Origin of the sequence: Zhongshania aquatica, assembly GCF_027257955.1 — a bacterium.
Taxonomy (GTDB): domain Bacteria; phylum Pseudomonadota; class Gammaproteobacteria; order Pseudomonadales; family Spongiibacteraceae; genus Spongiibacter; species Spongiibacter aquatica.
In genome coordinates, this window is the sequence record NZ_JANZNQ010000015.1 from 71362 (window position 1) to 94577 (window position 23216).

24 protein-coding genes and 1 riboswitch are annotated in these 23216 nt (G+C 49.0%); of the genes, 22 read left to right on the top strand and 2 right to left on the bottom strand.

Annotated features, from left to right (window positions below):
• The first annotated feature begins 2 nt into the window (after positions 1-2).
• The 6 genes from flhB (at position 3) to O9X78_RS14845 (ending at position 7042) form a co-directional block, all read left to right on the top strand.
• Positions 3-1130: a flagellar biosynthesis protein FlhB gene (gene flhB, locus O9X78_RS14820; protein WP_269620496.1), complete on the top strand. Its 1128-nt coding sequence runs from the start codon at positions 3-5 to the stop codon at positions 1128-1130.
• 159 nt (positions 1131-1289) lie between these two features.
• The gene (gene flhA, locus O9X78_RS14825) at positions 1290-3395 is read left to right on the top strand and encodes a flagellar biosynthesis protein FlhA (RefSeq protein WP_269620497.1); all 2106 of its coding nucleotides are present in this window, start codon (positions 1290-1292) and stop codon (positions 3393-3395) included.
• Between the two features lie 84 nt (positions 3396-3479).
• Positions 3480-4841, top strand: a complete 1362-nt coding sequence (gene flhF / locus O9X78_RS14830; protein ID WP_269620498.1) for a flagellar biosynthesis GTPase FlhF — start codon at positions 3480-3482, stop codon at positions 4839-4841.
• 139 nt (positions 4842-4980) lie between these two features.
• Positions 4981-5805 (top strand): MinD/ParA family protein, encoded by an 825-nt coding sequence (locus O9X78_RS14835; RefSeq protein ID WP_269620499.1) that lies wholly within the window; start codon positions 4981-4983, stop codon positions 5803-5805.
• Positions 5802-6533 (top strand): RNA polymerase sigma factor FliA, encoded by a 732-nt coding sequence (locus O9X78_RS14840; protein ID WP_269620500.1) that lies wholly within the window; start codon positions 5802-5804, stop codon positions 6531-6533. The genes O9X78_RS14835 and O9X78_RS14840 overlap by 4 nt, the downstream gene beginning before the upstream one ends.
• A gap of 59 nt (positions 6534-6592) precedes the next feature.
• A complete protein-coding gene (locus O9X78_RS14845) occupies positions 6593-7042 on the top strand; it encodes a DUF2802 domain-containing protein (protein WP_269620501.1) in 450 nt (149 codons plus the stop codon).
• A gap of 56 nt (positions 7043-7098) precedes the next feature.
• Here the strand turns inward: O9X78_RS14845 and O9X78_RS14850 are convergent, their stop codons facing one another.
• Entirely contained in the window at positions 7099-7599 is a 501-nt protein-coding gene (locus tag O9X78_RS14850) for a DUF2505 domain-containing protein (RefSeq protein WP_269620503.1), read from the bottom strand.
• 194 nt (positions 7600-7793) lie between these two features.
• Between O9X78_RS14850 and O9X78_RS14855 the strand changes: the two genes are divergently transcribed.
• From O9X78_RS14855 to O9X78_RS14915, 13 genes are all read left to right on the top strand, one after another.
• Positions 7794-8129: a DMT family transporter gene (locus O9X78_RS14855; RefSeq protein WP_269620504.1), complete on the top strand. Its 336-nt coding sequence runs from the start codon at positions 7794-7796 to the stop codon at positions 8127-8129.
• Between the two features lie 84 nt (positions 8130-8213).
• Positions 8214-8329: riboswitch (TPP riboswitch) on the top strand.
• Between the two features lie 52 nt (positions 8330-8381).
• Positions 8382-10529 (top strand): TonB-dependent receptor, encoded by a 2148-nt coding sequence (locus tag O9X78_RS14860; RefSeq protein WP_269620505.1) that lies wholly within the window; start codon positions 8382-8384, stop codon positions 10527-10529.
• 65 nt (positions 10530-10594) lie between these two features.
• On the top strand, positions 10595-10861 hold the full coding sequence (locus O9X78_RS14865) for a YkoF family thiamine/hydroxymethylpyrimidine-binding protein (RefSeq protein ID WP_269620506.1): 267 nt from the start codon (positions 10595-10597) through the stop codon (positions 10859-10861).
• Positions 10851-11477, top strand: a complete 627-nt coding sequence (pnuC, locus tag O9X78_RS14870) for a nicotinamide riboside transporter PnuC (protein WP_269620507.1) — start codon at positions 10851-10853, stop codon at positions 11475-11477. Before O9X78_RS14865 ends, pnuC begins: the two co-directional genes overlap by 11 nt.
• Positions 11478-11488: 11 nt before the next feature.
• Positions 11489-12343, top strand: a complete 855-nt coding sequence (locus O9X78_RS14875) for a choline/ethanolamine kinase family protein (RefSeq protein WP_269620508.1) — start codon at positions 11489-11491, stop codon at positions 12341-12343.
• 30 nt (positions 12344-12373) lie between these two features.
• Positions 12374-13141: a DIM/SIM/IMP family subclass B1 metallo-beta-lactamase gene (blaDIM, locus tag O9X78_RS14880; RefSeq protein ID WP_269620509.1), complete on the top strand. Its 768-nt coding sequence runs from the start codon at positions 12374-12376 to the stop codon at positions 13139-13141.
• Between the two features lie 110 nt (positions 13142-13251).
• Positions 13252-15096: a vWA domain-containing protein gene (locus O9X78_RS14885; RefSeq protein ID WP_269620510.1), complete on the top strand. Its 1845-nt coding sequence runs from the start codon at positions 13252-13254 to the stop codon at positions 15094-15096.
• Positions 15096-15995 (top strand): hypothetical protein, encoded by a 900-nt coding sequence (locus O9X78_RS14890; protein WP_269620511.1) that lies wholly within the window; start codon positions 15096-15098, stop codon positions 15993-15995. The genes O9X78_RS14885 and O9X78_RS14890 overlap by 1 nt, the downstream gene beginning before the upstream one ends.
• Positions 15988-16593, top strand: coding sequence for an RNA polymerase sigma factor (locus O9X78_RS14895; RefSeq protein ID WP_269620512.1), 606 nt, complete (start codon positions 15988-15990; stop codon positions 16591-16593). The genes O9X78_RS14890 and O9X78_RS14895 overlap by 8 nt, the downstream gene beginning before the upstream one ends.
• A gap of 346 nt (positions 16594-16939) precedes the next feature.
• On the top strand, positions 16940-18529 hold the full coding sequence (locus tag O9X78_RS14900; protein ID WP_269620513.1) for a hypothetical protein: 1590 nt from the start codon (positions 16940-16942) through the stop codon (positions 18527-18529).
• A gap of 75 nt (positions 18530-18604) precedes the next feature.
• Positions 18605-18976, top strand: a complete 372-nt coding sequence (locus O9X78_RS14905; RefSeq protein WP_269620514.1) for a DoxX-like family protein — start codon at positions 18605-18607, stop codon at positions 18974-18976.
• Between the two features lie 64 nt (positions 18977-19040).
• A complete protein-coding gene (locus O9X78_RS14910; protein ID WP_269620515.1) occupies positions 19041-19238 on the top strand; it encodes a hypothetical protein in 198 nt (65 codons plus the stop codon).
• A gap of 86 nt (positions 19239-19324) precedes the next feature.
• Entirely contained in the window at positions 19325-19777 is a 453-nt protein-coding gene (locus tag O9X78_RS14915) for a DUF2127 domain-containing protein (protein ID WP_269620516.1), read from the top strand.
• 45 nt (positions 19778-19822) lie between these two features.
• Here the strand turns inward: O9X78_RS14915 and leuA are convergent, their stop codons facing one another.
• Positions 19823-21514, bottom strand: a complete 1692-nt coding sequence (gene leuA, locus O9X78_RS14920; RefSeq protein ID WP_269620519.1) for a 2-isopropylmalate synthase — start codon at positions 21512-21514, stop codon at positions 19823-19825.
• Positions 21515-21820: 306 nt separating this feature from the next.
• Between leuA and O9X78_RS14925 the strand changes: the two genes are divergently transcribed.
• Genes O9X78_RS14925 through O9X78_RS14935 form a run of 3 tightly spaced genes read left to right on the top strand, consistent with a single transcriptional unit; the run spans position 21821 to position 23201 of the window.
• Complete coding sequence (locus O9X78_RS14925) at positions 21821-22300, top strand: Lrp/AsnC family transcriptional regulator (RefSeq protein ID WP_435056061.1); 480 nt, start codon at positions 21821-21823, stop codon at positions 22298-22300.
• A 52-nt stretch (positions 22301-22352) separates the two neighbouring features.
• Positions 22353-22718 (top strand): Rieske (2Fe-2S) protein, encoded by a 366-nt coding sequence (locus O9X78_RS14930; RefSeq protein WP_269620520.1) that lies wholly within the window; start codon positions 22353-22355, stop codon positions 22716-22718.
• 45 nt (positions 22719-22763) lie between these two features.
• Entirely contained in the window at positions 22764-23201 is a 438-nt protein-coding gene (locus O9X78_RS14935; protein WP_269620521.1) for a DUF2721 domain-containing protein, read from the top strand.
• Positions 23202-23216: the final 15 nt, after the last annotated feature.

Consider the following 23216-nt stretch of genomic DNA (forward strand, 5'->3'; position numbering starts at 1 on the left):
AAATGGCTGAGAACGAGGACGGTCAGGAACGCACAGAAGAGGCATCGGCCAAGAAATTGGCCGATGCCAAAAAGAAAGGCCAAGTAACCCGCTCGAAAGAATTGACCACCATGATGGTTACCGTGGGTGGCGCTGCGATGTTGGTGTTTACCGGCGGCGAACTGGCCATGGCCTTAAAAAACCTACTCGCTCATAGCTTGTCGTCGGAATTTCTGCTGGTTGAAAATGAATCGCTGATTGTCTCCCGACTTTACACCACCTTGGTAACGGGCCTGATGACCATTTGGCCACTATTGGCCATTGCCTTGGTAGCAGTCATCGTGTCATCCACTATTTTAGGGGGCTGGACTTTTAGCTTAAGTGTAAAGATGGAGCGCCTAGACCCTATTAAAGGGATCGCCAAGGTATTTTCCCTGCGCAGTTTGGGTGAATTGGGCAAGGCAATAATGAAAATGGTGTTTATCGGCGTGGCGGCGGTGTGGCTGCTGTCGGGCATGACCGACGATATTCTTGCCCTGGGTATGCAATCTCCAAAAGATGCCATAGGTAACAGCGCCTCAATGCTGGTGTGGTTCTTTTTTGTAGTAAGTTTGCCGCTGGTGGCGATCGCTGCGATTGATGTGCCGTGGCAGATTTGGAATTTTAACAAAGAGCTTAAAATGACTCGTCAGGAAGTGCGCGACGAGCACAAAGAATCAGACGGTAGACCAGAAGTAAAAGCTAAGCTGCGTGAAATGCAGCAGGCGGCAGCGAACAATCGCATGATGGAAAAAGTCCCCACTGCAGACGTTATTATTACCAACCCGACCCATTTCGCGGTTGCGCTCAAATACGACGAAGCGCGGATGGCGGCACCTATGCTACTTGCCAAGGGTGCCGACAATATCGCAGCGAAAATCAGAGAATTGGCCAACGAGCATGACATTCCCATTGTTGAATCACCGCGTTTAGCACGGGCGATATTCGCAACAACCGATCTCGATTCTGAAATCCCCGGTGGCTTATACTTGGCTGTTGCGCAAATACTCACCTATGTTTATCAATTGCGGAGCTGGGAAACCATGGGCGGGGATTATCCAGATGCCCCAGAGCCAGATGTTGCAGATGAATATCTAAAAAATCTGCTTTAAGTTTATCTTTTAACTTATCCGTATTTACCCCTATCTCGATACGCTAATTTATCTCAATTGTTGGCCCTCTTGTTGCAACTCAGAGCAATAACGACGAATTTTTGGCGCAAACTCTATGCGTTTAAAAAGTACTAAAAGTTATCGCGAAGAGAACTAAGTATGGCAACACAATCGATTGCAATGCCGGGATGGCTACAAAAGACCGCGGATAGCGGTATCGGCGTTATGCTGCTACTCGTCGCGTGCTTGGGTATGTTGGTCATTCCCATGCCACCGTTCCTGCTGGATTTGTTGTTTACCTTCAATATCACTTTGTCACTGGTCATTATTCTGGCGGTTATCTACGTTGACCGTCCCATCGACTTTTCAGTGTTCCCGACTGTTCTACTTTTGGCGACTTTGCTGCGCCTAGCCCTAAATGTCGCCTCTACTCGTGTTGTATTACTAGAGGGGCACAGCGGCCCCGGTGCCGCCGGTAAGGTTATTGAATCCTTTGGCGAGTTTGTTATCGGCGGCAACTATGTCGTTGGTATTGTGGTTTTCATAATTTTGGTTGTTATCAACTTTGTGGTGGTAACCAAGGGCGCGGGACGCGTCTCTGAAGTTACCGCGCGTTTCACCCTAGACGCTATGCCCGGCAAGCAAATGGCGATAGATTCAGATTTAAACGCAGGTTTGTTAAATCAAGAAGAAGCCAGCCGCCGTCGCGAAGAAGTGCGCACCGAGGCAGATTTCTACGGTTCCATGGACGGTGCTAGCAAGTTTGTTCGCGGTGACGCCGTTGCCGGCATAATGATTTTGTTTATCAACGTAATTGGCGGTTTAGGTGTTGGTATGACCCAGCACGGCTTGAGCTTTGCGCAAGCCATGCATAACTACACCCTGTTAACGATTGGTGACGGGTTGGTAGCACAGCTACCGTCTTTGCTGTTATCAACCGCTGTGGCCATTATTGTGACGCGTATTTCGCGCTCGCAAAATATGGGCAAGCAGATTGTTAGCCAAATGTTTGCCAACCCCAATGTTTTGTATATGTCCGCAATGCTATTGGGCTTAATTGGTATCATTCCCGGTATGCCTAATTTGGTTTTCTTACTGCTTGCCGGCGCCTGTGGCGGCAGCGGCTGGTGGATGCAAAACCAGAAAAAGAACGCCCAAGAAATTGTTGATGAAGACGAGAGCATTGAGGAATTGCCCGCCGCCCGTGAACCTAGCGAATTGAATTGGGACGAAGTGACACCAATGGATGTGGTGAGCCTAGAAGTAGGCTATCGTTTGATTCCCTTGGTAGACCGTAATCAAGGCGGTGAGCTTATCGCCAGAATTACCGGCGTTCGCAAAAAATTATCTAAGGATTTAGGTTTTCTTATTCAGCCCGTGCATATTCGCGACAACCTAGAATTGTCGCCGAGCAGCTATCGCATTCAGTTGCTGGGCGACACCATCGCGCAGGGTGATATCCAAGCTGGCAAAGAATTGGCGATTAATCCCGGCGGCGCCCAAGGTACCTTGCGCGGCGCAGCGACCAAAGATCCTGCCTTTGGAATGGACGCGGTTTGGATCGATTCTAGCCAACGCGATCAAGCGCAAACCATGGGCTATACCGTGGTAGATCCCTGTACTGTTATTGCCACCCATTTAAGCCAAATCATCAAACAACATGCCCATGAGTTACTTGGTCATGAAGAAGTTCAGCAGCTCTTAGACAGGCTCGCGAAAACCGACCCGCGTCTGGTCGAAAATGTGGTGCCGAAACAATTGCCACTTAGCATTGTGGTTCGGGTTCTGCAAAACCTACTCAAGGAAGGGGTTTCTATTCGCAGTATTCGTATGATCGCCGAAAGTTTGGCGGAGCAAGCGCCGCGTAGCAAGAATCCTGACGAATTATTGGAGGGTGTTCGCGTTGCTTTAGGTCGAATGATTGTTCAGGAAATCAATGGCTTAGAAGAAGAATTGCCTGTTTCTGCTCTCGATCCAGATCTGGAACAGTTGTTGCAGGACATGCTTAGAGGCAACGCGGGTGCTGCCGGATTAGAGCCGGGCATTGCAGAACGTTTACAGAATGAATTGGCGGATTATAGTCATCGCCAAGAGTTAGCGGGTCAGCCCGCCGTAGTATTGGTGTCACCGTCTATCCGTTCTTGGGTGTCACGCTTTACACGACGTAGCGTACCGGGATTAGCAGTGTTGTCGTACAACGAAGTACCAGATAGCAAGCAAGTAAGATTACTGTCAACGATTGGTCAGCAAGCGCGCCTTGGTTAAGGTGTTGTGAACGTAAGAGAGACTATCGATGACAACATTTAAAACTGCATTTTGTATCAAAATGAGATGTGCTGGGAGAAGCTTATGCAAGTAAAAAAATATCAAGCCGCAGATACTCAGCAGGCAATGAGATTGGTTCGAGCAGCCCATGGGCCAGATGCCGTCATTCTAGACTGCCGCAGCATAGCGGGTGGGGTCGAGGTGGTAGTGAGCTTAGACGGTATGGTTGATACGTCGGCGCCAGCATTTCAAACACCAGCGATTAAGCCCGCTCAGATTCCAACACCTGTGCCCACGCGTAGTTTTAATACAGAGCGCGAGCCGACCGCGTTAGATGCGTTGTTCAACCGCAATAAAAAAGCGGAGCAGCAGAGCTTTCCTGAGGAAGCGCCTGTCCAGCAGCGCGCGATTGATGACAGAGCAAACGGCGGACAGGGGCCACAAATGGTGTGGTCACAAAACGAAGAATTGCTGACGATGAAGCAAGAGTTGTCGTCAATGAAATCAATGTTAATGGAACAGCTTAAGGGCCATAGCTGGCAGCAAGCCAGCCACCAAGCCCCTGAGCATCAAGAGCTAAATGCTTTTCTCTCGGCGATGGATATTGATCCTGCCTTGGGTAAACGCCTTTGCGCAGAAATTCCCGCTGATGAGACCCCGTCGCTGCAGCGCGAAATGCTAAAAATGTTATTGATCAACAAGCTCACCGTAGACACGCCACCGAGTTCAGGTGCCATTTGTTTGGTTGGCCCACAGGGCGCGGGTAAAACCACCACCATTGCGAAAATCGCTGCGCAGTATGTGCTCACCCACGGTCGCTCCGGTATAGCAATACTGACAACCGATACAGCGCGGGTTGGTGCTCAGGAACAATTGCGCGCCTACGGCCGAATTTTGCAGGTGCCAGTTCACGTTGCTGCAGACGAAGACGAGGCAGTGAAAACCTATCGTCTACTGCGCAAAAATAATTTAGTGCTGATCGACACTGCTGGCATCTCATTCCGCGATAAAAGCGGCATAAATGAACTACAGCGCCTTGTATCGGCGATGCAGGGTGTTCAGGTCTATCTCACCTTGCCCGCAGACTCCGAGAATTATGTACAAAGTGAGATTATTGATGCCTACGCGCCGCTCAATGCGCAGGGCGCCGTACTTACTCGCATCGATGAGGCTATGCGCTTAGGTGGCGCGATGTCGAATTTAATCCAACATCGTCTGCCCTTAGTTTGGTGTGCCAACGGCCCGCGTGTTCCGCAGAACTTGTCAGCAGCCGATGCTGGAAAAATAGTCAATATGGCGGTGCGTATGACAAAAGCCTTTGAGGTCAAGCGCAGTGGCACAAGCCCGCAGCAAACACCCCAAGCGTCAGCAGAACAACTAGCACCTGTCGCGATGCCTGCGGCGGTAGCCGCGCAGCGCGGAACAGCGCTAAATATCAGGGTTTAGGCTAAACTTTTAAGATAAGTTAGTGATAGTGCGTAGATCAATCTCATGACAAGAGTCATACCATAGAACAACGATAGTGTGAGAATCCGCGGCCACCGTTTTGGGGTGGTTAAAAATGAGTCGGGAGAGTGTACAGACAATGAGCGCAGTAAAAGTCATAGCTGTCAGCAGTGGTAAAGGTGGCGTTGGTAAAACCAATGTCTCAGTGAATTTGGCCTGCCAGTTAGCACGACGCGGAAACCGCGTTTTGCTGATGGACGCCGACTTGGGTCTTGCCAACGTTGATATTATGTTGGGCTTGCGGCCGAAATGGAACTTGTCCCACGTACTTGATGGCAAGTGCTCAATGGATGACATTATCATTCCTGGCCCCGACGGTATTTCAATTATCCCCGCTGCGTCTGGTATCAAGAAAATGGCAGAGTTGGGTAATGATCAGCACGCAGCCATTGTTCGTTCTTTGAGTGACCTGACCGGTGACTACGACGTGATGATTGTCGATACCGCCGCCGGTATCTCAGACAGCGTTATTACCTTCAGCCGCGCCAGTCAATATGTCTTGGTGGTGGTCACCGACGAGTTAACCTCCATGGCCGATGCCTACGCCTTGATCAAGGTTATGAACCGCGACGCCGGCATTAAGCGCTTCAAAGTGCTACGCAATATGGTGAACAGCCACGATCAAGCGCGTGATGGTTTTGAGCGCCTTAATGAAGTCGCGCAGCGCTTCTTAGACGTCACTCTGGAATACGCGGGTTTTATTCCCCGCGATCCTTACTTAATTAAAGCCGATACCCGCCAAAGAGCCGTCAGCGATTTATATCCGGGTGCAGAGTCATCGCTCGCGTTTCGCCGTTTGGCGGAAACCGTCGATAAATGGGATATGCCTTCTGCGCCAAGTGGCAATATCGAGTTCTTTGTTGAACGCATGTTTAACAATGAACTAGCTGGAGCTGCGATGTGAACGGGCATTCCGCTTACCTAAAAGTGCAACTGGGCAGCCGAGAAGAGTTGGTTAGCCGTCATGCACCGTTGGTTAAGCGAATTGCCTACCACCTCGTCAGTCGCCTGCCTGCAAGCGTTGAGGTAGACGACCTTATTCAGGCTGGCATGATTGGTCTGTTAGAGGCGGGCAGTAATTATCAAATGGACAAAGGCGCCAGTTTTGAAACCTTTGCCAGTATCCGTATTCGCGGCGCCATGATCGATCAGATGCGCCACAGTGGCTGGGCACCGCGCTCAGTTACCCGCCAACTCCGTGAAATGAGTGAGGCAGTGCGCAAAGTAGAAGCGCGCATAGGGCGAGAAGCAAGCGCCAATGATATTGCAGAAGAAATGCATATTTCTTTGGATGAATATCATGATCTATTACGCGACACCAGCTCGGTGCGCCTGTTTAGCCTAGACCAAATGAGCGAAGGCGAACATGACACCATTGATGTTGGCGGCGGCGATGATCGCTACGCGCCTCTAGAAAACGTATTAGAAGACGACTTTCAAAGCGCACTCGCCAGCCAGATCAATGGTTTGCCAGAACGCGAAAAATTAGTGATGGCGCTGTACTACGAAAATGGCCTCAACCTCAAAGAAATTGGCGAAGTAATGGACGTCAGCGAATCCCGGGTTTGCCAAATCCACAGTCAAGCCATCGTAAGGCTTAAGGGCCGCTTGAGCGAATGGACAGCGGCGTAAGTTGCAAATATTCGCAAGCTTAATGACAAAGAATAGTAAAAATATAGGAAGGCTTTGCAATGACTAAATACGAATACTTGCAGTTTCCGATGGAATTTCTCGAATGGGCGCAAAACTTAAGCGAGGCCTCGTTACTCGGTATTGTCTTGAGTTTGGTCGGCATAGGCTTGCTCATGTATATGGTGCGCGCTCGCCGCACTGAGGCGGTAGTTACCGAGACGACACAAACAGCGCAAACCGATAGTCTAGTCGCTGCTCTGGAAAGCAAAATAGAAGCCCAAAATTCCGCAATTTCAATGCTGGGCGACCGCGTCTTAGCGCTGGAAGAATATTTAGAAATGCTTGGTGAGCGCCAGCAACGCAGTGACGCCGACAAAAAAGATTCGCGCTTCTATGAGCAGGTCAGCGTGATGGCAGGGCAGGGAATGGCCGCGCCGGAACTAGCCCAGCGCTGCGGTATCTCCGCCAGCGAGGCAGATTTAATTACTGCGCTTTCTAAGGCCCATTGAGGAGAACAATTCTGCCTGGGCTAGCGCCACTGATCGCTTCTGGCACGCAAGTTAGACTATAAATAGTCTTGGAGAATCTTAAGGCTTGCAGCGTGATCGCTGGCCGCCTTGCTTCGAATATCTTTTCCAAGAAAATCGGCCAGCTTGCTGCCAACTAAGGGAATTTTACATTCCACAGTCCACTGCATAACATTGACGGCGCCGCGTTCGTGAGTCTTTAAAGTCATTACGCTGTGGATGTTTACTTTTTCCAGTCCCTGTAGCTTAATTTCGAGTTCGCCTTTCCGGGTTTTCGTATTCCAACGGTCGATCTGACGAACGCTAATCTTTTCACCGCCGGGCAGAAATTTCTTGATGAAACCTGGCAGTGGCAGGGAGGGTTCCATGACAAAACTGCAGTCGACAAAGTACTGTTCTGGATCGTCACTACTGTCCACGACCTTGATATCTTCAAGGCCTAGTTCTTCATACTTACGTGGGCAGAATGCGGTGTCGAAATACATGCGCTCGACGACTTCAAGGGGGACGTCAAAAATGTGTTCTTCTACGAAATTCATGGTGTATTCTTCTAGTTATAAGTTGTTGGTAAAACAGTTACCGTGTTGCAGTTTCATATAATTGAGTTGTTGTGGCAATACCCGCGGCAGGCATTCTCAAAGTGCACCCCGACTCAGGTTTTACCTGTGCTTTCTCTTTAAGCCTAACTAGTAAAACGCAAATCCTTACCTCGCTAACTTCTTTAGGAGTGTTTATGAGTTCGTATCTGTATTTAGCTGTAGCAATCGTTTCTGAGGTGATTGCTACGAGTGCATTAAAGGCCTCAGATGGGTTTTCAAAATTTATCCCCAGCGTCGTTGTTGTTATTGGTTATGGTATTGCCTTTTATTGTTTATCAGTGGTGCTGAGAACCATGCCGGTTGGTATTGCCTATGCCATTTGGTCTGGTTTGGGTGTTGTACTGATCGCCCTGGTTGGTCTGCTTTTCTACCAGCAGAAGCTTGATGGTCCAGCTCTACTGGGAATCTGTTTAATTATTAGCGGCGTTGTCGTTATTAATGTTTTTTCAAATAGCGTTAGTCACCAATAGCAGCTTTGTATGCTGTCATGGCGGAATGCTTAAAATACATATGCCTTAATTCCCGCTAGAATCGAAACCTGATACAATCTGCCTCGAAAACCTAAGGGGTGGCTACGGCCTGAGATGCGGAGGACTTGATTAAGTCTGTACTGCAAACCCTTGAACCTGATCCGGTTAATACCGGCGTAGGAATAGGTGTTAGTCCAAGAATCCTCTTCTAGCGCGTGCCGGGTCTCTTAGTTTGTAATATATGAGAGAGCCATGAATCCAGTATTTTCGAAAAAATCCCTAGCTTATTCTATTAGTCTTGCCAGCTTGCTTGCTGCGGGTAGTGCCCATGCCGACAGCAGTAAAGATGTGAGAAAGGTAGAGGAAGTGATTGTCACCAGCCAGTTTCGTGACACCAGCTTGCTTGATCTTGCCAGCGCTGTAACCGTCTTTGACGAGACGACCATTGCTGCGCGTGGCGCTAATAATATCGTGGAGCTACTCAACCTAGCCCCCAATGTGAATTTCTCCTCGGGTGCTTCCCGTGGTCGCTTTTTTCAAATTCGCGGTATTGGCGAGCGCAGCCAGTTTATCGATCCGGTCAGCCCATCAGTCGGTCTGATTATTGATGGAATCGATTTTAGTGGATTGGGGCTGGCGGCGAGTACGTTGGATATTGCCCAGGTCGAGGTATTGCGAGGCCCACAGGGCACCGAATATGGCGCCAATGCCCTCGCGGGCTTGATCGGTATGAGCAGCCATGCGCCTACGGCAGAGCCTATGCTCAAGGTGATGGCGGAAGTGGCCGAATATGGTGGTAAGACCGTGGGTGTGGTTGTAAGTGGCCCGCTGAGTGAGCGTCTTGGCTACCGCCTCGCTGTGCAAAATCAGCAGTCCGACGGTTATGTCGAGAACACTTTTTTAGGTCGCGACGACACGAATAATATCGACGAGTCAGTTGTTCGCGGCAAACTTAGCTTTGCCGCTAGCGACGATCTGCAAATAGACTTCACCATGCTCTATCTTAATGTAGACAATGGCTATGACGCGTTCTCGTTAAACAATAATCGTAAAACTCAGTCTGACCAGCCCGGTACTGATTCGCAGGAGACGGTGGCAGGGTCGATCATTAGCCGCTGGTCGGGTAGCCAGTTGTTTAGTCTGGAAACCGTGCTAAGTATAGCGAACTCTAATACTGAATATGGCTATGATGAGGACTGGAGCTTTGTGGGGTTTCATCCCGATGAATACAGTTCAGTGGATAATTACCGACGAGATAAAGACAATATCAGTGCCGATGTTCGTTTTCTGTCAACGGATGCATCCGTGTTATTTAATGGCCGGAGTAGTTGGGTATTCGGCGCATATCTTCGCCAAGAAGATGAAGATTTAACACGCAATGCGAGCTTCAATAGCACATTTGAAACCGACAATGCTGCAATCTACGGCCAGTTGAAAACCCAGCTTAGCGACAAAGTGGATTTCGTTTCTGGTCTTCGTTTTGAGAAGCGCAATGCCGACTACAGCGATTCGCTGCAGGTGAATTTACCGAATGATGAGAATCTGTGGGGCGGCAATCTAACCTTGGAATACCGCTATGCGGATAACAAACTAGTGTACGCGACGATTTCCCGAGGTTACAAAGCCGGCGGGGTGAACGGCCGTATTATTTCTGCGTCTGCGAGTAACTCAGATATTACTCCCGATATGTTTGAGTTCGACACTGAGAGCATGATTAATTACGAAATCGGCTTAAAGGGGGCTTGGTTAGAAAGCCGTCTACAAGCGCAGGTGGCGGTGTTCTATCAAGACCGCAGCGATGTGCAGGCCAAGCAATCTATTTTCGATTCGAATAATTTCTCCTTTGATGATTTTCTTGCCAATGCGGCTGGCGGCGACACCAGCGGCTTGGAGGTGGAATTAAATTATCTCCCGATTGACGCGCTGCGGTTCTTTGCCTCCGGTGGATTATTAAGTGCGGAGTTTGATGGCTTTGTTAGCCAATCCCACGTTGACGCTAAAGACGATATAAATGGCGTGGCCTTGCCGCCCGTGAATTTGGATGGTCGAGAAGTAGCCCACGCGCCGAAGTATCAATTCTTTGTGGGCGGTGAATTGTCGCTGACGACTAATTTGGTGTTGCGTTTGGAGGTGGAGGGCAAGGATGAATTTTATTTCTCGAACAGCCACAACGAGAAATCCACCGCCTATGAGTTAGTCAATGCGCGTTTGACTTATTTCGGCAGCAACTGGGAAGTGTCTTTGTGGGGGCGTAATTTAGACGATAAAGACTACGAGACTCGCGGTTTCTATTTCAGTAATGCCTTTGGTAATAACCCCGCCAATGGCTATGCACCAGAGGCTTACTACCAGTTTGGCGAACCGCGCGTTGCGGGTATTTCGGCCAGCTATACATTCTAGTGATGGGGGCGGCCGGTGGTCGTCCTTAATTAAAATGCAAAGACAAGGTTTAGGAATCAGTGCTAATGAAACTCTCTGTTGAAATCAGTATGTACCCTTTGAAAGACGAGTTTATACCCGCCATTCAACATTTTATCGATAGACTGAATACTCACCCTGAACTGCAGGTACGAACCAATACCATGAGCACGCAAGTCTTTGGTGATTATGAGCTGGTGATGGACGTGCTAAAGAAAGAGATGAGATTGTCTTACGAGCAATTCGGGCGCGCGATTTTTGTCTGCAAGTTTATTGATGGTGACTTAAGTCCTGTGACTACCAATGGTGAGTGAGCGGGTACTTAGCGCAATAGGCGAAGCCATCGCGGCCATGTCTATGTGGGAATTGGGCGCAGTGGTGCTCGCCTTGGCGTATTTAATACTGGCGATGAGGGAGAATAGCCTGTGCTGGTATGCGGCGTTTGTGAGCACGGCAATTTACCTTTTTCTATTCTGGGATGTGAGTTTGTTGATGGAGTCTGCATTGCAGATTTTCTACCTGGCAATGGCGGTTTACGGCTGGTGGGCATGGCGTAATCGGGGTGATGTGCAAGCTGAACTCCATATTCACTGCTGGAAGCTGCGAACTCATCTTTTGGTGATTGCGGCTGTTGGTGTATTAACCTTAGTCTTTGGTTATGTGCTGCACACCTCCACCCATGCCGAACTGCCGTATCTTGATTCCTTCACTACTTGGGGCGCGGTGGTCACAACGTATATGGTGGCACGCAAGGTTTTGGAGAATTGGATTTACTGGATTGTGATAGATAGTACCTCGGTTTATTTGTATATAGATCGTGGCCTTTACCTTACCGCATTGTTGTTTATATTTTATGTTGTTTTGGTTGTTATCGGCTTCTTTCAATGGCGGACGATTTATCAGCGCGAGCAGGCTGCGGTAAGTGAGTGATGACGACGCCAATGACAGACATCATTCCCGCCGATTGGTCGCTATGGAGCATGTCCAAACCCGAAGTAATTAGGCCTTTGCTTGGCGGCCTAACCAATAAAAGCTATTTAATATCGGCCGGCGGATCAACGTTAGTACTGCGACAAAACTCGGCCATTAGCGCGGCATTAAATTTAAATCGCCAGACCGAGGCGCAGGTCCTTACTCTGGCCGATAGCGAAGGGCTTTGTGCGCCGCTCATCCACTACGATTCAGATTATCAGTATATGGTGAGTCGCTATGTAACGGGACGGCACTGGCGTGCGGACGATCACGGACTGTCTACACTCGCTAAATTACTAGCAAGGGTTCATCAACTTCCGGCCGTCGATAGCTATTTAGATATAGAGCACAAGGCTAGGAGTTATTGGCGCGCTATTGATGAGGATGCAGTATTTTCCTCAGACTTAAGCGCGTTGACTGAGCGCGTTGCCGAGCATATTGCGGGCGCCAAGTCCTTTGCTGGCATCCCCTGCGTTTGTCACAATGACCTTCTGCTAGAGAATTTAATCGCCACAGATGAGGGGCGCTTATATGCCATCGATTGGGAGTACGCGGCGATGGGCGATTCCTTTTATGATCTTGCGGTGATCGTAGAGGGCCATGCTCTTAACGAGCAGCAACAGCAATTGCTGTTAGCCGAGTATTTGGTACGACCAGTTAATACTGCCGATTGGCGGCGCTTAACACATTGGCGGGTAATTTACGGCTACTTAACGGTCTTGTGGTACGCGGTTCAGTGGTCTAGCGGCATAATGAAAACAGCTGACACGAGCCGAGATATTGCTGAGCAAATTCGGGTTTTGAATACGAGATTCACTTCATAGCAGAATGCTTTCCAAGGATTTGACAGTTCGATGAAAAATATTTTAGGTGCGTTGCTGGCGATATTGATTTCAACTAATTCTGTGGTTGCGAGTGATGATCTCCCAGAATTAAAAATACAGCAGCTTAACGACAGTGTTTACCTTCATACCTCCTTTCAGGTCATCGACGGATTTGGTTTGGTTGACTCTAACGGGCTTGTCGTTCTTGTCGGGAAAGACGCCTACATTGTCGATACACCCTGGTCTGCAGAAGACACAGAGAAGTTATTAGATTGGATTGCCGCGCGCGGTTTTACAGCGAAAGGTAGTGTTTCAACCCACTTTCATGCAGACCGCACGGCGGGTATTGAATTTTTAAATTTGAAATCTATTCCGACCTATGCCTCAGCGTTAACCAATCAAATTCTTAAAGCATCTGCTAAACCACAGGCCGCGAACGAATTCGATAGCGACGACTATTGGTTGGTGGAGGACCAAATCGACATTTTCTTCCCCGGAGGAGGGCATTCCCGGGACAATGTCGTGGTTTGGCTGCCACATCAGCAGATTCTCTTTGGTGGTTGTTTAATTCGCCCGCAAGAGACCGAGAGTCTTGGTAATACCAGTGATGCGGTTATTAGCGAATGGTCAACATCCGTCGCGAACGTTCAGGCTAAGTTTGGCCGCGCTAAAATAGTGGTTCCTGGGCACGGTAAAATTGGCGACGTGTCTTTGCTAGAACACACCCGAAAATTAACCGCTTCTGCGGTCTCTTCCGACAGATCAAGTCAGTTGAATTCTAAAACGTCCGAGGACTGACGTTTTAGCCTCTCGCTAAATAAACAAAAATATTTAACATTTCACCCTGACAATCCCTTCTTCGATGCGTTTATAGCTATGACAGCAGCAATACACATCGGAGAACTACCATGCGTTATATCCTCACACTTTGCTTTTTTCTTGTTATCTCAGGCGCATTCTATGCGTTTCAGTCGCCAAGCCAGCCCAAATCAGCTGAGCCAATTAGTACAGCTATCTCGTCCCAGCCTCATGCTATTAATGAGCTTGCGGTGGCGGAGCGCGATCTGGCTGCCCAGCAATCGATTGCAAGCGCAGTGCCAGCTCAGGAGCAGTTAATTCAGAGCGCCACAGTTAAACCGTCGGTTAGTGGTCAAACCAAAATAGAACCTGAGATGCAGCTTGTCGTTAAGCCGCGTGCTGGCGAGCTACAAATAGGAGCGCAGCGCAAATTCGCGTCTGACATGGCAATGCCGATGATGGTGCCGCCGAGCTTTGTTGCACCAGGCCATATGGCATCGAGCTATTTAGAAACGGGATATGCGCCGCAACCCGCGCCACTTGACCGCGAAAACTATAGGGCTAAAAATGAAAATCGATTCATGTCAGTGGCGCTTTCGCCGCTATCTACCTTCGGGTTAGACGTGGATTCGGCGAGCTATTCCAATGTGCGTCGCCAAATCAATCAGGGTGGTATACCGGTGCCATCCAGTGTGCGCTTGGAAGAAATGGTGAATTACTTTGATTACGGCTTTCCACCTGCCGGTGATGGCCACCCAATATCTGTAATGTCTGATTACTCCGTCGCGCCTTGGAACCCGAATCATCGCTTGGCGATGATTGGCATTAAAGCGTCGGATATTACCGAGACTAGTGATCGCGGCGCTCGCATGACGTTTTTATTGGATACCTCTGGCTCAATGAATAGCAGTGACAAGCTGCCCTTGCTGATTCGTAGTTTTCAAACGCTGCTGTCGAATTTAAAGCCGCAGGATCAGGTTGCCATCGTGACATATGCTGGTAGCGCAGGTTTAGTACTGCCACCAACTCCTGTGACGGAAAGTCGTGTTATTTATCAGGCCTTGGCGAATCTCACGGCGGGTGGATCGACAGCCGGCGGCGCGGGGATTCAGTTGGCCTATGATGTTGCGCGTAGGCAGTACGATACCCAATCTACCAACCTCGTTATTCTGGCGACCGATGGCGATTTTAATGTTGGTGTGAGTGGAGATGGCGAATTGAAAAGCATGATCGAGAAACAGCGGGAAAGCGGCGTCTTTCTTTCGGTAATCGGCATGGGTAGCGGTAATTATCAGGATGCCAAAATGCAAATTTTAGCGGAGGCAGGTAATGGCGTCGCGCATTACCTAGATTCGGATTCTGAAGCGCAGCGGTTGTTCGGTTCTGAGCTGACCAGTACTCTTCACATCGCGGCGAAAGATGTAAAAATCCAAGTTGAGTTTAATCCCGCCGCCGTCGCCCAGTATCGCTTACTTGGTTATGAATCACGGGTGATGAACGCAGAAGATTTTCGCGACGACAAAAAGGATTCCGGTGAAATCGGCGCAGGGCATTCGGTAGTCGCACTCTACGAGATTATTCCAACGGGTATTGGTGCAACACCGGATATTGAACGTCGCTACCAAACAACGCGCACTGGCGGTACTGACGCCATGGAATTGGGCTATGTGAAAGTGCGCTACAAGCAGCCAGATAGTGATAAGGGCATTGAGTTTAGCCATGCAATGACGACGAAAGCCAAGACAATGGCCGCCGCGACAGCAGATTTACAGTGGGCGTCTGCAGTGGCGGAATTGAGTCTGGTATTATCGAAATCAGAACACGCGGGGTCGGCAAGTCTTCAGGGTGCCTTGAACCGAGCCAAATCGGTAAGCTATAAGGTGACAGATGCTAAGCGTGCCGAATTTATTAGCTTGCTAGAACGACTGACTCCAACGGTAGTAGCACAAGACTGATGACTGAAAATACCGACGATTGGCTAAAACGGCTGGCTGATCCAGCCGCATGTGAAACTGAGAAAGAGCGAGTGGTCATGGAGGCCGTTCGCTCTGGCTTGCGCGCAGCTGATTCGCCAAGCCAAACGGATCAGCTCACTCTAGAGCGTCTGCACAAACGTATCGCTGGCCAAGGCTTGTATGACCCACCGCTTGTTCGTTCCCGTCGCACACAGCTGCTTGGGTATGCTGCGGTCTTGCTGATGGGTGTCGGTTTGGTGATGACTTATACTTTTTCCAATAAGCCATTGCATGAAGCCGCGCTGCAAGTTGCAGTAGTCAGCCCTAGCGCGAGTGAATCTTACGTTAAACAATCTATGGCGCGTAAGGATGCGGTGAGTTCAGAAGAGCATGAGGCCGCTCAGGTATTTGTGTCGAAGGAGGATGATGTCTATGTTTTGGCCTCGCCAGCGGCCTCGCCAACCGCAGCACCAATGGCCGCGCCTAGGAAACCGCAGGCACTTGCTTCAGCTGTGCAGGAGCCGCCGCAAAAGCCGCCGATGGAATCGTCTCAAGGAGCATACCGTGCCAATGAGTTTGCCGCAGATAGGGCGATGGCTGAACTATCGACTTCAATTGATTCAGCGGCTAAAAATACAGGGGCTAAAAAAACAGAGATTAGAAAGTCTGTGCAGCCAGTAAAACTGGCGCTAAGCATGAATCAGTGGCAGGCCTTATACACCTTAAATCCCGAGACGCTTTCGCTCACTAAAACCGAGCAGGAGAATGTTTGGATACTTATTCTTTATGACGAGAACAGCAAGACTCAATGGATTGCTAGCTTGCCTGAGACATCGAAGGACAAGAACTGGCCGATTAATGTAGAGATTGATGTTCTGGTTGTGACTAGCGATGACTAGTTTAAGTAATGTGGAGGTAGATAGTCTCATTATCGATCTGCAATGCGGTGGTGAAGCACGTAAGCGCGCGGTAACTCAGCTCTACATTGCCTTTGCAACAAAAATCACGCAATTTCTTACGCTTCGGGGTGTGCCTTTCCATGAAGCTGAGGATGTACTGCATGAGATTTTTATTTCCTTAATCGCTCGCGCAGGCAGCTTTACGCCAATGGGGCAGGGGCGTGGCTGGGTTTGGACAGTTGTGCGATCTAAGCTCGCGGATCGCTACCGAAGCTCTCAAAAAATGGGTTCGCATTCCGCTGGTGATGACGTGGTTTCAAACTCGAATAGCGTTAATAGCGATTTTCATGTAATCGAGAACTATGGCGAAGAAGGCTACGACGAAGATCGTTTAAAATCCTGTATAGAAGGCCAGATGGCGGCCTTTACTCGCGACCACCCTGAAGGCGCTCAAGCCTTATCTTGGGTAATGGACGACGACTTAGATCTGCGTTCCATATCCGAGCTTTTAGGCAGAAGTTACGGTGCAACCCGTGAATTTATGAGCCAGATTAGAAGTAAGCTAAAGGTCTATATTGATAGTTGTTTGGCAGATTAATTTTCCAGAATCTAATGTACTTACGCCTCCTTGCGTGGAGCTTGGCCCAGTTATACTAAATAGACCTAACTTCAAATTGTCGTCTCTAGTCACAATAAAGCACCTACGAACACGTAAAATGAACACAATAGTGTTATTTTTCGTATTCATGAATGCTGTAAATCTCTTGTTCAGCTGAATAGTAAGAGCGTGATACTAACGACGGGGGCAGTGTTTTACCCTTCTGTGTAAAAGAAAACTCATCTTCTTGATCGAAGCCATGAAAACAATAATCAAAAGTGCGAACTCGTCCGAAAGGTTTTTTAGTTCGTAGACGGTTTGGCGAGAATATCAGTTGGAGCTTGTTGTGAGATTAGCGGGAATACTAAAAATTACGGTGACCATAGTGTTAGCCATCACCGTCTTGATTGCTTGTCGTTCGGGTTCATCTACGTCTCAGCGGAGTGCCGCTGATGCTGATTCAAGTTCCGTGGCCACAGCGACGGTGCCGCAGAATCTGGATCGAAGTTGTGATCTTGCGCAGTATCCCAGTGTGCAATGGACACAATGTGAACTGGCTAATTTTGCGAAGACCGCAGAAGCACCGGCTGAGCAGCTGAATCCTGCGTTTGTTCAGCGATTAACAGAGCAGTCATTGCTCAATACCCAAGATTGGTTGACGCGAGGTGTCTCTGATCCGAGTTGGTTAAGTCCGCAAGCGGGAAATACTGCGGTGCTGCCTTTGTGTACCTCCGGTGGCGTGCAGTGTGCGGCTGATCCTTTTCGCTATCCCGCCGCTGCTGGAGCAAATGGTGCGCCGTTTTATACAGACGAAGCCGAGGTAATGCCTGTTGTCTTTTATGACCGTGACTGCGCGCGATTAAGTGGTCAGGTTTGGATGCCAAGGGGCGTCTCTGACATTACAAAATTACCTAATATTGTTATTACCAACGGTTCCGTGCAAGCTCCTCAGGCCGCGTATTGGTTTGTAGTTCAACCGCTGGTTCGGGCGGGTTATATGGTTTTAACTTTCGATCCCCGCGGTCAGGGACGCTCAGATCAACAATCGCCAAATCTCCAGCAGGGTAGTAATGCCAACTTGGCGGTATTTTGGGAAGGGCAGGTTGATGCCATCGATTTCTTTCGCTCTTCTCCCGCTAAACCCTATCCTCATAATGTCGCCTGCAAGGGGACTTATCCGACGACGATGACGGATTTTAATCCCTTTTGGAACAATCAAGACCCCAAGCGTTTAGGTATTGCGGGACACTCTGCCGGAGCCATCGGAGTATCGGTTGTTCAAGGTTATGGCGCTCAGGGTGCTGAGCCGTGGCCGGGACAGATCGATACCGAAAACCCTGTAAAAGTCGCCGTCGCTTGGGACAGTTTTGTTACGCCCGAAGGTGAGGGCCTCGCACCGCTGACGAATATCGGTGCCCCTGATCCATTGAATGCCGTGTTGTCGTCGGCTTTAACGGGGGGAGAATTACCCGCTTTTGGTCCTCGTGTACCGTCCTTAAGTTTTAGTGCGGATTATGGTTTTGCACCTTTGGCGTATACGTCGCCGCCGAATCCAGATAGTCACAACCTCGCTATGTTGCTGTGGCAAGAAGCGGGCATTCCTTTTTATTCCCTCACTTTTCAAGGTACTACCCACTTTGACTACTCTTTAATTCCCACATTTCCGTCAACTAGCTGGTGTCCTGATCCAGAGAGTGGGGCGTGTGAAGAGGGTTGGGGAGCACCTGCAATTGTGTATTACAGTGTTGCTTGGTTTGATCGCTGGTTGAAGCTTGCCGGAGAGGCGGGTTACGATGATGCGGATCAGCGATTAGTCGATGACGCAGGTTCGCAGGGGGCGATTAAAATGAGTTTCCGGTATATATCAGCGCGAGACTATTCTGATCGCTTTGGTAATTCGCAGCGCTGTGATGACATTCGTGCGGGTTGTTTGTAGCGTTACGTCCTCCCTTTTTCGCACATGGGCGTTGATTCGCTTTTCGTATGTTTATAAAAAGTGACGCGTTCATATATGGATAATCGTTCAATTCAAGTGGCGAGGTATATTCTGGGATTCAGCTGGATATATCACGGACTATTTCCAAAGTTAATAGCGGTTGCGCCATTAGAGAAGGCGTTAACAGCGACTATTGGTTTGTCTGACCATACCTCATATTTGGTGACTATTTCAGCTGGCGTACTAGAGGTTTTCTTCGGCATTCTTATAATAGTCTTCTATCAAAATTCGCGTATTATTTTGGCAAACATCGTTACGCTTGTTGTTTTGTGTATTTTTGTGGCTATTCAAATGCCAGGCTTGTTAATCGAGGCATTTAATCCGGTAACCACTAATCTGGCTTTAATCGGCCTAAGTTATGTCCTGCTTCGTGCAAAGAGTGCATAGCCCGCGGCGGTACCCAACTCGTTCTAAGCCTAATGGTTAGCCTCGATAAAACTAGGGTGATTTAATGAAGCTAATGTCATTGTTTATAGCGCTCATCATGTTGGCGGGGTGCTCCAATAGAAGCCTTTATGAGGGCGTTCAGGCGAGTAATCGCAACGACTGTGCCAAGCTACAGTCACCGCAGTATGATGAATGTATGGAAAATGCTAATCGTTCATACAATGATTATGAGCGAGAACGAAAAGAGTCTTTAGGCCACTAAGGGCTAGTGCGGGTATCCCCGGCTATTATTATAGGGAATGCCTTGTTGGTCCAATGTGCTAATGAACAAGGACTTAGGTTGATCGAATGAATCAAAATGGTTTGAAACCAATTGCAGTTTTTGAGGCATTAAAGGGCGTGATTGCGCTTTTGGCGAGTTTGGGGCTTCATGAGCTTGCCGGCGATAACGTCGCTCAAGTGATTGACGTGCTGGTGACTCATTTACATCTGAATCCCGCTAGCGAAATACCCAGTGTTTTCATACATGCAGCGAGCGAAGTAACTGATTCCAGAATTGTGCTTATTTCCCTCGGTGCGCTGCTGTATTCAATAATTAGATTTGTTGAAGCCTACGGCTTGTGGCACAGCCTGCGCTGGACGGAGTGGTTTGCGCTGGTCAGTGGCGGAATTTATTTGCCCTTCGAGGCATATGAGATTGTTGTAAACTCTAACGTACTTAGCGTGGCATTGTTCGCGATCAATTTTATTATTGTGAGTTATGTCTATATCACCTTAAAAAAACAGCATGCATTACGTTAAAAGCCACGTTGGTGTTAGTCAACGTGGCTTTTCTAGTGCTAGTTACTAGCTGGCAATACGCTCTGCTTCAACGCTGTTAGCACTAGCTTGCACTGAGGCGTTGAGAACTGCTTGCAGTGACGCAGAGATCACGTCGCGATGCTTAGCTATACCAATATAACGCTGGTTGTTAATAGACAGATGGACATAGGCAATTGCCTGTGAACTCGTTCCTTCGCCAAGGGCGTGTTCACGATAGTCCAAGATTTCAATCTTGTCGCCATACTCATTTTGCCATGCATTAACCAGCGCACTAATAGCGCCATCACCATGACCTTGTAGCGTGGTGCTGCCATACTGGTCTTTAAAGCTAAGACTCAACACATCTTGCCCGGCATTTTCGGCGTTGTTTTGGCTAACCGAAAAATTCTGGATGTCGATATTTCGGCTTGCCTGCAAGTAATGCTTGTCGAATAGCTCCCATATTTGCGCTGGTGTTACTTCGCCAGAGGTTTCTTCGGCGCGTGCTTGCACCATGCGACTGGCGTCTATTTGCAGCCAGCGCGGCAGTTGCAGACCGTAGTCATTTTCCAATACCCAGCTAACACCGCCTTTGCCCGATTGGCTGTTGATGCGAATAACCGCTTCATAGCTGCGGCCAAGATCGGCGGGATCTATGGGCAGATACGCGACCTGCCAATGCTCGTCTTCCTGTTGTTTGCTAAGGCATTTGCGAATGGCATCTTGATGGCTGCCTGAAAACGCCGTGAATACCAGTTCGCCCGCGTAGGGGTGACGGGGATGCAAAGGAATTGCGGTGCAGTGTTCTACCACCGCAATGATTTCATCCATGTCAGCCAGTTTTAGGCCTGGATCTACACCTTGGCTGTACAGATTCATCGCCATCGTCACAATGTCCATATTACCGGTGCGCTCGCCATTCCCCAGCAGCGTGCCTTCTACACGGTCTGCGCCCGCCATAACGGCCAATTCACCAGCCGCGACGCCACAGCCGCGATCATTGTGGGTATGTACCGACACCGTAATATCTTTGCGATAGCGCGTGTTGCGGCAGAACCACTCAACTTGGTCGGCAAACACGTTTGGGCTGGCACACTCCACGGTTGCCGGTAGGTTGATGATGATGGGGTTGCCACTGTCCCGCCACTCGGCAATAACGGCGTCGCTGATTTCGACCGCAAACTCAATTTCGGTGCTGCTGAAGCTCTCGGGGGAATATTGGAATGACCAGTTGGTCTCCGGCTGACGGCTGGCGTATGCCTTCACCCACTTAGCACCCTGAACCGCAATGTCGATAATGCCTTGCTTATCCAGACCAAAAACCCGTTCGCGTTGAACTGGACTGGTGGAGTTATAAACATGAACGATGGCATTTTTCGCGCCTTTCAGTGCTTGGTAACTGCGGGCAATCAACTCTTCGCGGGCCTGGGTGAGCACTTGTATCGTCACATTGTCTGGAATGCGATCTCCCTCGATCAGCTCCCGTACAAAGTCGAAATCAGGTTGCGACGCAGCGGGAAAACCCACTTCAATTTGGGTGAAGCCCAGTTTGACCAGTAGGTCCCACATGCGGAGTTTTTGTTGTACGTTCATGGGCTCAACCAAAGCCTGATTGCCATCGCGTAAATCGACCGAACACCACTGCGGTGTTTGCTCGATGGTATTGTTGGGCCATTTACGGTCTGGCAGAACGATGGTTGGCGTTGGCTGGTATTTGCGGTGGTTGAACTCGCCCATGATCTGAATTTCCTTTTTCCTAAAGTCTTTAGTTGATGGCGGAGCCCGGTGTGCCGGGCGTTATACCGTGTCTTTTCATTCACTTTTTGTAAAAGTGTGTGTTTTCGTGCGCGCTGATTGCGGGGTGTTGCCTTCAGTTCGACGTTCTTTGTAGAGCGGTAACTCCACGGTTCCCAGTATAGGACGGAGGCATTGGCATGGGATTGCGAAGTTGTGCGTGGTTTTGAATTAATTAATTCATTTATTGCTTAAAAATATATATTAATAGAATATAATGCTGATCATATTGATATTATTGGAATTATAATGAATATCGACGGCTATGATAGACGAATTCTAGAAGCCCTGCAGGACGACGGGCGCTTGAGTAATCAGGACTTGGCTGACCGCATTGGGCTGTCGCCATCGCCCTGTTTACGGAGGGTCAGGCGTCTAGAGGAGGCGGGATTTATCGGCGCCTACCGCGCGGTGCTAAATGCCCGTGCACTTGGGCTAAGCCTTATGGCCTTTATTAATATAAGTATGGATAGGCATACACCTGAACGGTTCGAGAATTTTGAGCGCCACATCGGAGAGCTCCCCGAGGTCTTGGAGTGTCATTTAATTACCGGGCAGGCAGCAGATTACCTGTTGAAAGTGATTGTGGCTGATATGGACGGTTTTCAGGCGCTGTTACTGAATAAGATCACTCGAATAGATGGAGTTACCGGCGTACACTCAAGTTTTGTGATGAAGTCGCCGGTGAACAAAACCTCACTGCCCTTGTTGTCGTCGCAAACGGGATAATGTTGTCAGTTTGGTGACGTTATATTGCGTAATTACGCCTAGAAGGGGAGTCATGGATAAGATCTTTGTAGCAAATCTTGATGATATTAAAACTGACACGCTGTTAAGTAAAAATATTAACGGACATAAAGTGCTGCTAAGTAAAATTAAAGGTCAGCTTTGTGCGGTAGAAAATCGTTGTCCGCATCTAGGGCTGCCATTGGCCAAGGGTGAAGTCTGTGACGGTGCCGTCGTTTGCCCTTTCCACGGTTCAAGTTTTGATTTACTAAGCGGCGCAAATGTCGATTGGACAAATGCCTTTTTTGGTATGCCAATGCCGGGTTGGACACATAAGCTTATCGCCTTGGGTAAGTCCCCCGCGGCCTTAAAAACCTACAAATTAGAATGTGAAGGCGAGCAAGTTTTTATACACCTTTAAGGTATAAAGTTTAGATGGCGCCAAGTTGGCGTATTAGGGAGCAAGATGGCAGTAGAGATTGAGGTCGTCACGATCACCCATGCAATTCAGCAGGCGGTCGCGCCAGTATTTTTACTGGCAGGTATAGGCGGCATTTTAAATGTGCTTACAAATCGCTTAGCCAGAATCATCGACCGGAGTCGCAGTTTACACAATAGGTTAGAAACAGTAAGCGAAGAGCGCAGTGTGGTTATTGGCGAAGAATTAACAATGCTCACTCGTCGAGCGCGGGTGGTACACCGCGCAATTGGATTTAGCACCGCAAGCGCACTCATGGTGTGTGTGGTCATTGCAATGTTGTTTGTAAGCGCTGTAATGGGCTGGAATAGCAGCGTAGCGGTGGCATCATTATTTGTATTAGCGATGTGTTTTTTGATTGTCGCACTGACCGGATTTTTACGTGAAATTCAGTTGGCAACGCGAATTATGCTAAATGGGCCTTAATAGAGAACACGCGAC